General features: G+C 74.7%; 13 protein-coding genes and 1 riboswitch. Of the genes, 7 read left to right on the forward strand and 6 right to left on the reverse strand.

Translation table 11 applies throughout. The features are described 5' to 3' along the window. Positions 1-136: 136 nt before the first annotated feature. The 4 genes from pknB to thiO form a co-directional block, all read right to left on the reverse strand. On the reverse strand, positions 137-2,080 hold the full coding sequence (pknB, locus tag IF47_RS0103720) for a Stk1 family PASTA domain-containing Ser/Thr kinase (RefSeq protein ID WP_031506572.1): 1,944 nt from the start codon (positions 2,078-2,080) through the stop codon (positions 137-139). 145 nt (positions 2,081-2,225) lie between these two features. Further along, entirely contained in the window at positions 2,226-3,023 is a 798-nt protein-coding gene (locus IF47_RS0103725; RefSeq protein ID WP_031506573.1) for a thiazole synthase, read from the reverse strand. 6 nt (positions 3,024-3,029) lie between these two features. Next, the gene (gene thiS / locus IF47_RS30060) at positions 3,030-3,254 is read right to left on the reverse strand and encodes a sulfur carrier protein ThiS (RefSeq protein WP_031506574.1); all 225 of its coding nucleotides are present in this window, start codon (positions 3,252-3,254) and stop codon (positions 3,030-3,032) included. Continuing rightward, positions 3,251-4,396 carry a glycine oxidase ThiO gene (gene thiO / locus IF47_RS0103735; RefSeq protein WP_031506575.1) on the reverse strand — a complete coding sequence of 382 codons (1,146 nt, stop codon included), beginning with the start codon at positions 4,394-4,396 and terminating at the stop codon, positions 3,251-3,253. The genes thiS and thiO overlap by 4 nt, the downstream gene beginning before the upstream one ends. Before the next feature lie 12 nt (positions 4,397-4,408). Then, positions 4,409-4,498, reverse strand: a riboswitch (TPP riboswitch). 211 nt (positions 4,499-4,709) lie between these two features. Between thiO and IF47_RS0103740 the strand changes: the two genes are divergently transcribed. The 5 genes from IF47_RS0103740 to IF47_RS30065 all read left to right on the forward strand — a co-directional run bounded on the left by IF47_RS0103740 (position 4,710) and on the right by IF47_RS30065 (position 9,230). Beyond that, positions 4,710-5,906, forward strand: coding sequence for an NAD(P)/FAD-dependent oxidoreductase (locus tag IF47_RS0103740; protein WP_245640995.1), 1,197 nt, complete (start codon positions 4,710-4,712; stop codon positions 5,904-5,906). A gap of 29 nt (positions 5,907-5,935) precedes the next feature. Beyond that, positions 5,936-6,301 (forward strand): Rv2175c family DNA-binding protein, encoded by a 366-nt coding sequence (locus tag IF47_RS0103745; protein ID WP_031506579.1) that lies wholly within the window; start codon positions 5,936-5,938, stop codon positions 6,299-6,301. A 118-nt stretch (positions 6,302-6,419) separates the two neighbouring features. Beyond that, entirely contained in the window at positions 6,420-7,076 is a 657-nt protein-coding gene (thiE, locus tag IF47_RS0103750; RefSeq protein WP_031506581.1) for a thiamine phosphate synthase, read from the forward strand. 151 nt (positions 7,077-7,227) lie between these two features. Then, positions 7,228-8,145: a methylenetetrahydrofolate reductase [NAD(P)H] gene (gene metF, locus IF47_RS0103755; RefSeq protein ID WP_031506583.1), complete on the forward strand. Its 918-nt coding sequence runs from the start codon at positions 7,228-7,230 to the stop codon at positions 8,143-8,145. Between the two features lie 23 nt (positions 8,146-8,168). Beyond that, the gene (locus tag IF47_RS30065) at positions 8,169-9,230 is read left to right on the forward strand and encodes a hypothetical protein (RefSeq protein ID WP_051716949.1); all 1,062 of its coding nucleotides are present in this window, start codon (positions 8,169-8,171) and stop codon (positions 9,228-9,230) included. Between the two features lie 61 nt (positions 9,231-9,291). On the opposite strand, the gene IF47_RS0103765 is transcribed toward IF47_RS30065, so the two are convergent. Together IF47_RS0103765 and IF47_RS0103770 are read right to left on the reverse strand one after the other, a co-directional pair. After that, positions 9,292-10,833, reverse strand: a complete 1,542-nt coding sequence (locus IF47_RS0103765; RefSeq protein WP_031506587.1) for a phytoene desaturase family protein — start codon at positions 10,831-10,833, stop codon at positions 9,292-9,294. 245 nt (positions 10,834-11,078) lie between these two features. Further along, positions 11,079-11,732, reverse strand: a complete 654-nt coding sequence (locus IF47_RS0103770; RefSeq protein WP_031506588.1) for a TetR/AcrR family transcriptional regulator — start codon at positions 11,730-11,732, stop codon at positions 11,079-11,081. 291 nt (positions 11,733-12,023) lie between these two features. Here IF47_RS0103770 and IF47_RS0103775 point away from each other — a divergent pair, with 291 nt between their 5' ends. Then, a complete protein-coding gene (locus IF47_RS0103775) occupies positions 12,024-12,524 on the forward strand; it encodes an SAV_6107 family HEPN domain-containing protein (RefSeq protein ID WP_245640983.1) in 501 nt (166 codons plus the stop codon). Positions 12,525-12,611: 87 nt separating this feature from the next. Beyond that, positions 12,612-13,391, forward strand: a complete 780-nt coding sequence (locus tag IF47_RS0103780) for a methyltransferase (protein WP_037731904.1) — start codon at positions 12,612-12,614, stop codon at positions 13,389-13,391. The last annotated feature ends 243 nt before the right edge of the window (positions 13,392-13,634 follow it).

A 13,634-nucleotide genomic window follows, 5' to 3' on the forward strand; every position in this document is an offset into this window, starting at 1 on the left:
GGGCCGTCGGGTCCCGAGAAAGGCGTTTTTCCTGGTCGAAACGGGTGGAACGTCCACTAGGGAACTTCGTACGTGACGCACGCCCTATGGGGCGACTCACAGCCGTCGCCCCCTGGCGTGACGTTCCGTCACCGGCTCAACGCACCCAGATCGTAATCGTCGAGCCGCGCGGAGCCCGGTCCCCGCCGTCCACGGACTGGTCGAAGACCGTGCCGGTGATGAAGACCCTCCTGACCCTCACCTCGAAGCCCGCGTCCTCGAGGGCCTGCCGGGCCTCGCCCGCGCCCATCCCCGTCACGTCGGGGACCTCCACCGTCTCCGGCCCCTTGGAGACGGTGAGCCGGACGGTGTCGCCCTCGGCCGCGACCGCCCCCTCACCGGGGGACTGCCGGGCGACGGTGCCCGCCCTCTCCTCGGAGAACACCCGATCCGGGGCCACCTCGACCTTCAGCCCGGCCTCGGTCAGCCGCTGCCGCGCGGTGCCCTCGCTCTCCCCGACGACGTCGGGGATCTCGACGCGCTCCCCCTTGGAGACCACGAGCGCCACGGCCGCGCCGGGCCGCCGCTCGGCGCCCGCCCCGGGCTCCGTGCGGACCACCGAGCCCCGCTCGACGTCCGCGTCGAACTCCCTGGTCACCATGCCCGGCGCCAGGCCGGCGTCCTCCAGCCGCTCGCGGGCCTCGGCCAGGGGGACGCCCGCCACGTCGGGGACCTCCACCCGCTCGGGGCCGCGGGAGACGGTGATGGTCACCGTGCCGTTGCCGCGGATGCGCTCACCGCGACCGGGGTCGGTGGCGATGACCCGCCCCTTCTCCACGGTCTCGCTGTGGTCGTGGACGACCTCCCAGTCCAGCCCGGCGTCCTCGATGGCCTTCTTGGCCTCGGTCTCGGTCAGGGAGAGCACCCCGGGCGTCCGGACGAACTGACCGGAGGTGACGTACCACACGCCCAGCCCCACGCCGAGGAGCAGCAAAACGGCCGCCACCACCGCCACCGAGCGGCGCGGTCGCGATCCTGGCCGCGGACGACGGCCGGCCGGCGGACCGGCCGGCGCGGGCAGCACACTGGTGTGCTCCGGGGCGCCCGCGTCCGGCGGGGCCGCGGGGGCGCGGCGCGGAAGGACGGTGGTGCGGTCCTCGGAACCGACGGGAGGACCGTCGGGGAAACCGTCGGTCGCGCCGGCTTGGTCGCCGGATCCGGCGACGGGCGGCGGCACGGCGTCGAGCTGCTCGTCGGTCAGCGACTGTCGGACGGCGCGCACCTCGGCGAGCAGCTCGACGGCGTCGGCCGGGCGCGACTCGGGATCGCGGGCGGCGGTACGGGCCACCAGGTCGTCGAGCGCGCCGGCCAGGCCGGGGACGGCGGCGGACGGGGGCGGCACGTCCTCGTTCAGGTGCTGGTAGAGCACCTGGGCCGGGGTGCCGCCGGGGTGCGGCTTGCTCCCGGTCAGCATCTCGTACAGCACCACGCCGCAGGCGTAGACGTCGGCCCGCGCGTCGGCGGTGCCGTGCTCGATCTGCTCGGGCGCGAGGTAGGAGACGGTGCCCATCACCGAGCCGGTGGAGGCGGAGGTCTGCTGGTCCACGGCCCGCACCAGGCCGAAGTCGGCGACCTTCACCCGCCCGTCGTCCCCTATCAGGACGTTCTCCGGCTTCACGTCGCGGTGCACCAGGTGCGCCAGGTGGGCGGCGCCCAGCGCGGCGAGCACCGCCTCCAGGATCTCCAGGGCGGCGCGCGGCCGGAGGGCCCCGCGCTCGCGCAGGACGTCGCGCAGGGTGCAGCCCTGGACGTACTCCATCGCGAGGTAGACGTAGCCGCCGTCCGATCCCTGGTCGAAGACCCCCACCACGTTGGGGTGCGCCAGGCGCGCGGCGGACTTGGCCTCCCGGATGAACCGCTCGACGAACGAGGCGTCGGTCGCGAGGGAGGGGTGCATCACCTTCAGGGCGAGCACCCGGTCGAGCCGGGTGTCCAGGGCCCGGTAGACCGTGGCCATGCCGCCGACGGCGACGCGCGCTTCCACGCGGTACCGGCCGTCGAGCACGTGCCCGATCAAGGGGTCCTGGAGGGTCGTGTCCACGGCGCAGAGTCTACGAGCCGCCGTGCCGGCCCCCGCCCGCGCCGGCCGCAGGCACGCCGGAACGGTGCCGAACGGTGACGAAACCGCCGCACCGGCGCGACACGCGGACGGGCGGCCCGGCCGTCCGTCCGCGTGTCTCGGCCCGTCACCGGAACGCCGGCCGCTCCGGGTCGAGGTCCGCCGTCCCCTCCGTCGGCGAGGACGCCAGCGCGAAGTGCCGGCGCGGGATGCGACCCGCCCGGTACGCCAGCCGCCCCGCCGCCACGGCGTGGCGCATCGCCTCGGCCATCAGCACCGGCTCCTGGGCGCGGGTGACCGCGGAGGCCAGCATCACCGCGGCGCAGCCCAGCTCCATGGCGAGCGAGACGTCCGAGGCGGTGCCCGCGCCCGCGTCGAGGACGACCGGGACGGACGCCCGCTCGACGATCAGCTCGAAGTTGTGCGGGTTGCGGATGCCCAGGCCGGAGCCGATGGGCGAGCCCAGCGGCATGATCGCCGCGCAGCCCACGTCCTCCAGCTTCCGGGCCAGGACGGGGTCGTCGTTGGTGTACGGCAGGACGGTGAAGCCGTCGTCCACCAGCGTCTCGGCGGCCTCCAGCAGCTCCACCGGGTCGGGCAGCAGGGTGCGCTCGTCGGCGACGACCTCCAGCTTCACCCAGTCGGTGCCCAGCGCCTCACGGGCCAGCCGGGCGGTGAGGACGGCCTCGCCGGCGGTGAAGCAGCCGGCGGTGTTGGGCAGCACGCGGATGCCGTGCCGCTTCAGCACCGACAGCACCGAGCCGGAGACGGTGGGGTCCACGCGCCGCATCGCGACGGTGGTCAGTTCGGTGCCCGAGGCGAGGAGCGCCCTCTCCAGGACGTCCAGGCTGGGCGCGCCGCCCGTGCCCATGATGAGCCGGGAGGCGAAGGTGGTGTCGCCGATGGTGAGCGGATCGTCGGCCATGGTCGCTCAGCCCCCCTGGACCGCGGTCAGGACCTCGACGCGGTCGCCGGAGCCAAGGAGGGTCCGCGGCCACTGCCCGCGCGGCACGACGGTCTCGTTGACGGCCACCGCGACCCCCGTGGACGCGGTGGTGAGGGTCGCCACGAGCCGGTCGAGGGTGAGGTCGTCCGCGACCTCGCGGGGCTCTCCGTTGACGTGGACGGTGACACGGGCGGTGAGGTGAGTGCTCATGTGTGGCTCTCCTGGAGCGTGCGGTCGAAGCGTCGGGGGGTGAACGGACGGATCTCCTCGGGGGGCTCGCCGGTGGTCAGGGTCTCGGCCAGGGCGTCGCCGGTGATCGGCGCGAGCAGCACCCCGTTGCGGTGGTGGCCGGTGGCCAGGTGGAGGTCGGGCAGGACGGTCGGGCCGAGCAGCGGCGCGTTGTCGGGGGAACCGGGGCGCAGCCCCGCCCGCGTCTCCACCAGCGGCAGCTCGGTGATGCCGGGCACCAGCTCGTGCGCGTCGCGCAGCAGCTCGTAGACGCCGCCCGCCGTCACCGTGGTGTCCCAGCCCAGCTCCTCGCTGGTGGCGCCGAGCACCAGCTCGCCGTCCGCCCGCGGCACCAGATAGACGTGGCCGCCGCGGACCAGCGCCCGCACGGTGCGGGAGAGGAAGGGGGCGTACGCGGACGGGACGCGCAGCCGCAGGATCTGGCCCTTGACCGGGCGCACCGGCGGCAGCGCCTCCTCGGGCACCCCCGCCAGCCGCCCGCTCTCGCTGCCCGCCGCCAGCACCACCCGGTCGGCCTCCACCGTGGTGCCGTCCGCCAGGACCACTCCCGCCGCCCGGCCGCCGGCGACCGCCAGCCGCTCGGCCCGCCGCCGGACGAAGGCCACTTCGGTGCGTTCGCAGGCGGTCAGCAGCGCGGCCGTCAGACGTCTGGGGTCGGTCTGGTGGTCGCCGTCCACGCGCAGCCCGCCGCGGACCCCCGGGGCGAGCATCGGCTCCAGACGGCGGCACTCCCGGCCGGTCAGCCACGTCGAGTCCAGTCCGCAGCGCCTGTGCAGGGCGTGCAGCTCCCGCAGGTGGGCGCGGTCGTCGGCGTCCAGGGCGACCGCGAGGGTGCCGCAGGCGCGGTAGCCGATCCCGTGGCCGGACGCCTCCTCCAGCTCGGCTGCGAAGGCCGGATAGCGGCGCGCGGAGGCGAGATTGAGGGCGAGCAGGGACTCCTCGCCGTAGTGCAGTTCGGTGACGGCCGCCAGCATCCCGGCCGCCACCCGGGCCGCGCCGCCGCCCGGCTCCGGGTCGACGACCGTGACCTCCGCCCCCCGCTGCGCCGTCCGCCAGGCCGTGACCAGCCCGATGACGCCACCGCCGATGATCACCACGCGCATGGGCGCCGTGTCCCTCCCTTCGCCGGTATGACCCGGATCAGGTTCGTACGGTCGGAGGCCGCGCAAGCCTCCCTCTCAGCCCGGTGCGCCGGGCTCCCGCGACGTTCGTCCTCTCGAGCGTCCCCTCGAGGTTTCGCCCACCCTATCCAGGGGCCTCGGCGCGGCAGAAGGGAGCCCGGGGACGGAGCGGTCCCGGACGGGCGGCGGGGAGTTCGGGGCGCGGATCCCGAAGGCCGCGTCGACCTCCTACAGTGATCGCGTGAGTGTGCGAACCGAGCAGAGCGGGCGGCGGGTCCTCGTCGTCGGGGCCGGGATGGCCGGAGTGCAGACCGCCGTGCGACTGCGCGAGCGGGGATGGTCCGGGGCGATCACCCTGGTCGGCGCCGAACCGCACCGGCCGTACGACCGGCCGCCGCTGTCCAAGGCGGTGCTGACCGGCAAGGCCGACGCCGTCTCGGAGACCGCCTTCGAGGTCGACTTCGACGCGCTCGACGTCGAACTGCTGCTGGGACGGAGCGCCACCGGGCTGCGCGCCGACGACCGGGAGGTGGACACCGACGCCGGACCGCTGCCGTACGACCACCTGGTCCTCGCCACCGGCGCCGAACCGATCCCCCTGCCCGGCACCGAGGGCACCCCCGGGGTGCACCTGCTGCGCACCCTCGACGACGCCGAGCGGCTGCGGCCGGTGCTCGCCGCCCGCCGGCACGTGGTGGCCGTCGGGGCGGGCTGGATCGGCGCCGAGTTCGCCACCGCCGCCCGCGAGGCGGGCTGCCGGGTGACGGTGGTCGAGGCCGCGGACCGGCCGCTGGCCGGGGTGCTGCCGCCCGAGGTCGCCGATCACATGCGCCGCTGGTACGCGGAGGCGGGCGTCGAACTGGTCACCGGACGCGCCGTCACCGGCGTGCGGGTCGGCGACGCGCACCCGTGCGTGGTGGAGTTGGCCGACGGCTCGTCGCTGCCCGCCTGGGCCGTGGTGGTCGGGATCGGCGCGCGTCCGGCCACCGGCTGGCTGGCGGGGTCGGGGCCGGCCCTGGGCGAGGACGGCTCGGTGCTGGTCGACGACCGGCTGCGCACCTCCCTCCCCGACGTGTACGCCGTGGGGGACTGCGCCTCCTTCCCCTCCGCCCGGTACGGCCGCCGACTGCTGGTCCACCACTGGGACAACGCGCTCCAGGCGCCGCGCACGGTCGCCTCGCTGCTGGTGGGGGGCGAGGCCGAGACGCCGGCGTACGACCCGGTGCCGTACTTCTGGTCCGAGCAGTTCGGCCGTTTCGTCCAGTACGCGGGCCACCACGACGACCGTGACGAGATGCTGTGGCGCGGCGACCCGGAGGCCCCCTCCTGGTCGGTGTGCTGGCTGCGCGACGGTGTGCTGAACGCGGTGCTGGCGGTGGGGCGACCGCGCGACATCGCCCAGGGACGCAAGCTGATCGAGCGCGCGGCGACCCTGGACCCGGTGCGGGCCGCCGACCCGTCCGTCCCCCTGAAGAGCGCCGTGCGCTCGTGACTGTCGGTGAGAGGTGGCAGGCTTGTGCCGTGACCGAGATTGACGCGAAGACCGATGCTCTCGTTCCGGCCTGGCTCACCGTCCCCGATGTCGCCGAGAAGCTCGGCGTCGAGGTGACGCGCGTACGTCAGCTCATCAGGGAGGGCCAGCTCATCGCGGTGCGCCGCGGCGAGAACAAGGTGCTCCAGGTACCGGCCGACTTCATCGGCGAGGGCCGGATCGTGAAGGGCCTGCCCGGGACGATCACCCTCCTCAAGGACGACGGCTTCAGTGACGAGGAGATGCTGGAGTGGCTGTTCACCCCTGACGACACCCTGCCCGGCACCCCGGCGCAGGCACTGCGCGAGAATCGCGGGACAGAGGTGAAGCGCCGGGCCCAGGCGCTCGCCGTCTGATCCGCGCCCCGCGCGGAGAGGACGGACACCGAGGACCGCACGACCGATCCACCGGCGTACGGGCCGCGGCACCGACGCGTGCCGCGGCCCGTACGCCCCACCCGGGGGGATGGCCCACATGGCCCACACGGCGACGACCGCACGCGAGCGACTCGGCGACGCACGCCTGTACCTGTGCACGGACGCGCGCAAGGAGCGCGGCGACCTGCCGGAGTTCCTGGACGCGGTGCTCTCCTCGGGCGTCGACATCGTGCAACTGCGCGACAAGACCCTGGAGGCGGCCGAGGAACTGGAGCACCTGGCCGTCTTCGCCGACGCCTGCCGTCGCCACGGCAGGCTGCTGGCCGTCAACGACCGGGCGGACGTCGCCCACGCCGCCGGCCCCGACGTCCTCCACCTGGGCCAGGGCGACCTGCCGGTGCGGGCCGCCCGCGCGATCCTGGGCGACGACATCCTGATCGGCCGCTCCACCCACACCGAGACCGAGGTGGACGCGGCGCTGACCGATCCGGGCGTGGACTACTTCTGCACCGGCCCCTGCTGGCCCACCCCCACCAAGCCGGGGCGGCCCGCCCCCGGTCTGTCCCTGGTCCGCCACGCCGCCGCGCGCGAGCCCCGACGCCCCTGGTTCGCCATCGGCGGGATCGACGCGTCCAACCTGGACGAGGTCCTCGCGGCGGGGGCGCGGCGCGTGGTGGTGGTCCGCGCGATCACCGAGGCGGACGATCCGGGAGCCGCCGCCGCGGAACTCGCCGAGCGGCTGAGGGACGCCTGAGTCCGACAACGCCCGAGACCGTCCCCGGCGTCCGGGCGTCCGGGGCGTCCGCGCGGGGGAGATTGTCCACTTGGTGGACGGCAAACGGGCTTACCGGACAAAATCTCCCGAGGATGGGGTGGGTTCCCGCACGGCCGGTTAGCCTGCCCGTATGGCTCTCGGTACCCCTTCCACCAGGACGGATCACGCTCCCACCGTCCGCGAGCTGCTGGCGTCCGGCGAGCGTTCGTACTCCTTCGAGTTCTACGCGCCCAAGAGCGACAAGGGCGAGCGCACCCTCTGGAACGCCATCCGTCGGGTGGAGGCCGTCGGCCCGACCTTCGTGTCGGTGACCTACGGCGCCGGCGGTTCCTCCCGCGAGGGCACCGTCCGCGCCATCGAGCGGATCGCCACCGAGACCACCCTCACCCCGGTCGCCCACCTCACCGCGGTGGACCACTCGGTGGCCGAACTGCGCAACGTCATCGGTCAGTACGCCGACGCCGGGGTGCGCAACATGTTCGCGGTCCGCGGCGACCCGCCCGGCGACCCGACGGGCGAGTGGATACCGCACCCGCAGGGCGTCACCTACGCCGCCGAGCTGGTCCGGCTCATCAAGGAGTCGGGGGACTTCTGCGTCGGGGTGGCGGCCTTCCCGGAGATGCACCCGCGCTCCACGGACTGGGAGAGCGACATCCGGCACTTCGTGGCCAAGTGCCGCGCCGGCGCCGACTACGCCATCACCCAGATGTTCTTCTATCCGGAGGACTATCTGCGCCTGCGGGACAGGGTGGCGGCCGCGGGTTGCGACACCCCGATCATCCCGGAGATCATGCCGGTCACCAACGTGCGGCAGATCGAGCGGTTCGCGAAGCTCAGCAACGCGACCTTCCCCCCGGAACTGGCCGAACGCATCCTGGCGGTCGAGCACGATCCGGCCGCTGTACGCTCGTTGGGAATCGAGTACGCCACGGAACTGTGTGCGAGGCTGATGTCGGAAGGCGTCCCCGGACTCCACTTCATCACCCTCAATCACTCCACGGCGACGCTGGAAATCTACGAGAATCTGGGCCTGCACCGGCGGGGCTAGAAGACGGGGTGGGGAGGACGCACATGAGGTGGACGCTCCTCTACATCGCGTTCGGCGCTGTCGCGGTGTGGCTGCTGGCCGAGGTGCTGCTCCAGTACAAGGCGCGACTGCGGTGGCGCCTGCTGGCCTTCGGCGGTTTCGCCACGGTGGTCGTCGGTGTGGTGCTGCTGTCCTCGGTGGTGGTGATCGCGCTCGGCGCGGCGGCCTTCGCCGTCGGCCAGACCTTCGTCACGCTCTCCTACCGACGCGGTTTCACCGCGGGCTGGGCGCTCGGCGGTCCGCCCGGCACGAGCGGGCGCCGTCGCGAGGTGCGGCCCCTGCCGCCCAAGGACGCCGAACCGCACCTGGAGGTCTCCGACCTGCGGCCCGAACCGCCCCGGGAGCCGCCGTCCTACCGGCCCGAGCCGCTGCCCGACGACACCGTTCAGTACGGCGTCTACGAACGGGACTCCCACCCCGCGGACCCGCCGCACGACCCCTTGGACCAGTACGCCGGCGCGGACCACGCGGACGGAGCCGGCCGGGACGGGCAGGCGCCCCACGGAGGGCAGGACGACGGATACGGGTACGGCGGGGCGGAGCGGTACGCCCACCCCGATCCCTACGCCGATCCGTACGCGGGCGTCGCCTCCGGGCCCTCCCACGGTGGGGGTTACGACGGAGGTTACGACGGGGGCCACGGCGGCACATACGACGGGGCGTACGGCGGGGGCCACGGCGGGTCGTACGACGGGGGGTACGCGACGACCGCCGCGGACGGCGCCCAGGGCGCCCAGGGGTACGCTCCCGACCCCTCCCACTCCGCCGGCGGGTACGGTCCCGGCGGGTACTCCTCCGACGAACACGGCGGCGGTTACGGCTACGGAGAGGGGTACGGCGACGGGTACGGCGCCGGCCACACCGCCGATCCGTACGCCGGACAGACCTCGTACGACGGGGTGTGGGTGCCGCAGCAGCGCGCCGACGAACCCACGGCCGGGCAGTACGGTGGCCACGACCTGCCCCGAGAGGGCTTTGACGACGGCGGGTACGGCGCCTCCTTCGGCACCGGCCACCACCAGGACGAGCAGCGGCCCCGCCACTGACCCGCGGGGCCCACCGCGGATCGGCGGCGGGGCCCGGACCCCGCTCCGACCGTCGCCGCGGTCACCGCGAGCCGCGCCAGTCGTCCCCCTCGACGATCAGCCCGGCGGCCAGCGCGCCCGACATCCCGGCGTGCGCCGGCCCGCCGCCGGGATGGGCCCAGCCGCCCACCCGGTACAGCCCGGCAGGCCGTGACAGGTTGGCCGCCCGCAGGAACGCGCCGCCCGCCCCCGCCAGCACGGGAGCGGGCACGGCGCCGCCCGGCGCCCCGGTCTCCCGCTCGGTGTCGGCCGGGGTGCGCACCTCGCGCCACAGCAGCCGTTCGCCCAGCCCCAGACCGGCGGCGTCCACGGCCGCCAGCGCCGCGTCGGCGCACCGCTCGGCCGCGCCCGGCGCCGTCCAGTCCACCGCGGCCCACTCGGCGACCGTCCAGTCCATGGCCTCCGCGCGGTCGGCGGGCCGCCGCGCTCCCGCGCGGTGCGGCGGCACGACCACCGAGAGCACCACCGCCTCGTGGTCCCCGTCGGGGACCAGCGTCGGGTCGTCGGGCCGCAGCACGGTGACGGCGCGCGTCGTGCCCCCCGGGCCCGGGGTGTGCACCACCGTGCGGTGGGCGGTGCCCTCGGGACGCCGCCCGCGCAGCGCCAGCAGCACGGTCAGCCGTCCCGTCGCGCAGCCGGGACCGCCGTCCGTGCCCGCGCCGCCCGCGCCGTCCTCGCCGCCGTTTCCGTCGCCGCGCAGCTCCGGGGCGCCGGTCCCACAGACCACGGCGTCGGCCGCCACCCGCGTCCCGTCCGCCAGCTCGACCCCGACGGCCCGGCCGTCGACCACGGTGATCCGGGAGACCGCCGTGCCGAAGCGGAACTCCACCCCGCGCTCCAGACACCGCTCGTACACCGCGTCCGCCAGTGCCCGCAGGCCCCCGCGGACGTACCAGGTGCCGAAGGTGTGCTCCAGGTAGGGCAGGGCGACGGCGCTCGCGGGCGCCCGGCGCGGGTCCAGGCCGTGGGCGAGGACGTGGGTCTCCAACAGGGCCACCAGACGCGGATCGCGCAGCTCGGCCCGGGCGACCTTGGCGAGCGTGTCGGGGCGGCGGCGCAGCAGGCCGTGCCGCCGCGCCGGGTACGGATCACGGACCAGTCGGGCGCGGTCCACGGCCTCGGTCAGCGGCTCCTCCAGCAGCGGGCGGCGTGTGGCGTCCCACACCTCGCGGGCGCGGACCAGCAGATCGCTCCACCGCTCGCCCGCGCCGGCGCCGAGCGCGGCGTCGAGGGCCTCGACCGCTCCGGCGCGGGAGCCGCCCGGCAGGGCGACGGAGGTGCCGTCGACGAGGACGTGCCGCACCGCGGGCTCCACCTGGACCGTCTCGACGCGCTTCTCCAGCGGCTCACGGCCGGTCTTGACGAACAGGTCGCGCCAGACGGCCGGCAGATGGAGCAGCCCCGGACCGGTGTCGAACCCGAACCCGTCCCGCTCGTGGCGCCGCACCGCGCCGCCGTGGGTCTTCGTCCGCTCGTACACCGTCACCCGCCGGCCCGCCACGGCCAACCGGGCGGCGGCCGCCATCGCGCCCATACCGGCGCCGATCACCACAGTCCCTGCCATGTGCAGGGACTCTAGTCGGGTGGCCGTAACAGCTTTGCCGGGCTGTACGCAGAAGTGAGTAGGAGTACCTGAGTAGGGTTTTGAGTAGCCGTGCGGATGGGCTTCGACCAGCGTGGACGGCAGAGTCGGAAACGACGGACACCACAGCGCCGCACCGCCGACACGGGGCGGCGGAGCGGCGCGAGGGCCGTCCGTGGGGGAACGCTCGGGGAATCACGGGGGACGGGCGTGGGAGGCACGGCGGATCAGCCGGGCCCCCCACGCCCGCCGATCCGGCCGCGCAGCACCAGGGACAGGGCGCCGTGCACCTCGTCCAACGACCGCTCCGGCTGGAACACCTTCCAGTCCAGCGCCGCCACCAGCACCATCCCCACCAGGGCCGACGCCGTCAGCGAGACGTCGATCCCCGCGTCGGGCCCCGCGTCGATCCCCGCGTCGGGCTCCTTGTCCGGCCCACCGCCGTTCCCGTCGCCGCGCAACGCCCTCTCCACCACGGCCGTGACACGTCGCCGCACCGCCGCCAGGGTGGGCTGCCAGGTCCGGTTGGTCCGCCACAGCTCGGCGAGGTAGAGCTGCGCGAAGGCCGGACAGCGGTCGATGAAGACCAGCCCGGCCCGGACCATCGCGTCCAGCGTCTCCCCGCGGCCCGCGCCGCGCCGGGCCGCTTCGTCGGCGGCCTGTTCCAGCGAGGCGGTCAACTGCTCGACGCCGTGCCGCAGCAACGCCTCGAACAACCCGGTCTTGCTCTCGAAGTTGTAGTAGACCGTGCCCTTGGCGACGCCGGCGCGCTCGGCGATCTCCTCCACCGTGGTGGCGGAGAAGCCCTGCTCGGCGATGAGCGTCACGGCCGCGTCATAGAGCCTCTGCCGGGTCGTGTACCGGCGGGTGCCGCTGTTCATGTGCCGATTTTCACAGAGGTGAACGGGTTTCACGGACTCGCCCCGGCCCCGGGGCCGTGCCGCGGGGGCCGGTCGCGGCGGGACGAGGCGCGCGGTGGTGACGGCCGTGGGGAGGGCGTGGGAGGCCGTGGAGGGGCCCGGCGCGGGATTGTGCCGCCCGGCACGTCCGACGCACCCCGACAGGAGGCGTTTGCCCAGGTCAGAGCCGATTGTCAGTGGCATGCGCAACGATGTTCGCATCGCGATGGCACATGTGACCTGCACAGCCACGACGACGACAGGAGGTTCGCCGTGAACGGGCCCCCGAAGGATGTCCACCCCGTGCTGCGCCGTGCCGCGGCCCCGCGGGCCGCGCTCGACCTGCTCGCCCAGGCACAACGCGGCCTGGACGAGGCGGCGGAGCTGGAGGACCCGAACGACCGTTACGCCACCGCGCACCTCGCGGCCCTCCGCACCGCCGCCGCGGTGCTCGCGGTGCGAGGCCGCCCCGAGTCCACCGCCCGCGCCAGAAGGCGGATACGCAGCGCCTGGGAGGTCCTCCCCGAGGTGGCGCCCGAGCTGGAGGAGTGGAGCCGGCTGTTCGCGGCCGGCGCGCCCCGCCGGGCCCGCGCCGAGGCGGGGATAGCGGGCGCGGCCGGCCGGCGCGACGCCGACGACCTGATACGCGACGCCGGGATGTTCCTGCGCATCGTCGAGCAGATGCTCGTGCGGCAGCCCGCGCTGCCCCTTCCCAGGACGCGGGAGGAGCCCGAGGAGGAAGGAGGGGGGAGCCCACGGCTGCGCGCGGGCTGAGCACGCGCACGGGCCGGACGGAAGCGGCCGCGCGGACGCAATAGGCTGGGGCCAGCCAGCGTCTCGAGTCGCCGAGGAGCATCCGCCATGTCCCGCCCCCGCGCATCCCTCCGCACCGCCGTGGTCTGGGAGGTCCTCAGGGAAGCACTCGTCGATCGGGTCAAGGCCGTGGGCCGGGAGACGCTCGACGTCCTCGACACCGGTGGCGGCACCGGCAACTTCGCCGTGCCCGTCGCCCGGCTCGGCCACCGCGTCACCGTGGTGGACCCGAGTCCCGACGCCCTGTTCGCGCTGGAGCGGCGCGCGGCCGAGGAAGGCGTGGTCGATCGGGTGCGGGGTGTGCAGGGCGATGTGCACGGGCTGTTCGAGGTGGCCGAGCGCGGAGGCTACGACGTGGTGCTCTGCCACGGAGTGCTGGAGTACGTCGACGACCCGGTCGAGGGGCTGCGCAACATCGCGGCCGCGCTGCGCCCCGGCGGCACCCTGAGCGTGCTCGCCGCCGGTCTGGGCGGCGCGGTGCTCGCCCGTGCCCTGGCGGGGCGCTTCACCGAGGCCCGTCGGGCTCTCGCCGACCCCGACGGGCGCTGGGGCGGTGGGGACCCGATGCCCCGGCGCTTCACGCCCGAGCGGCTCACGGAGCTGGTCGCCGCCAACGGCCTGGAGGTCGGGGCGGTCCACGGCGTGCGGGTCTTCGCCGATCTGGTGCCCGGCGCCCTGGTGGACGCCGAGCCGGAGGCCACCCAGGCCCTGGCCCGCCTGGAGGAGGCCGTGGCCGAGCTGCCCGCCTTCCGGTCCGTCGCGGCCCAACTCCACGTGTTGGCGCGCACACGTTCCGAGACCGACCCGGTCGCGGAGACGGAGGCGTGACGGAACGTGCGCACAGGACGCTTCGGCAAAGGTGGGGTAGGGCACAGGCGACCCGAAAGGCCGCTACCCGCCGTATGATCGAAGCACACCGTCCGGCATGACGGCGCGGCGGCAGGGGAATGAGAAGCCCAACGACCGCCTCCGGCATCCCGGTCCCGGTGGCACGAACTGGCGTTGAGGGGCGGGTTTCACGGGGGCGAATCCCTGCCTATCCTTGAAGGGTCGCATCCGGTCGCCCCCGCG

It is taken from the genome of Streptomyces megasporus (genome assembly GCF_000718985.1).
Taxonomy (GTDB): Bacteria; Actinomycetota; Actinomycetes; order Streptomycetales; family Streptomycetaceae; genus Streptomyces; species Streptomyces megasporus.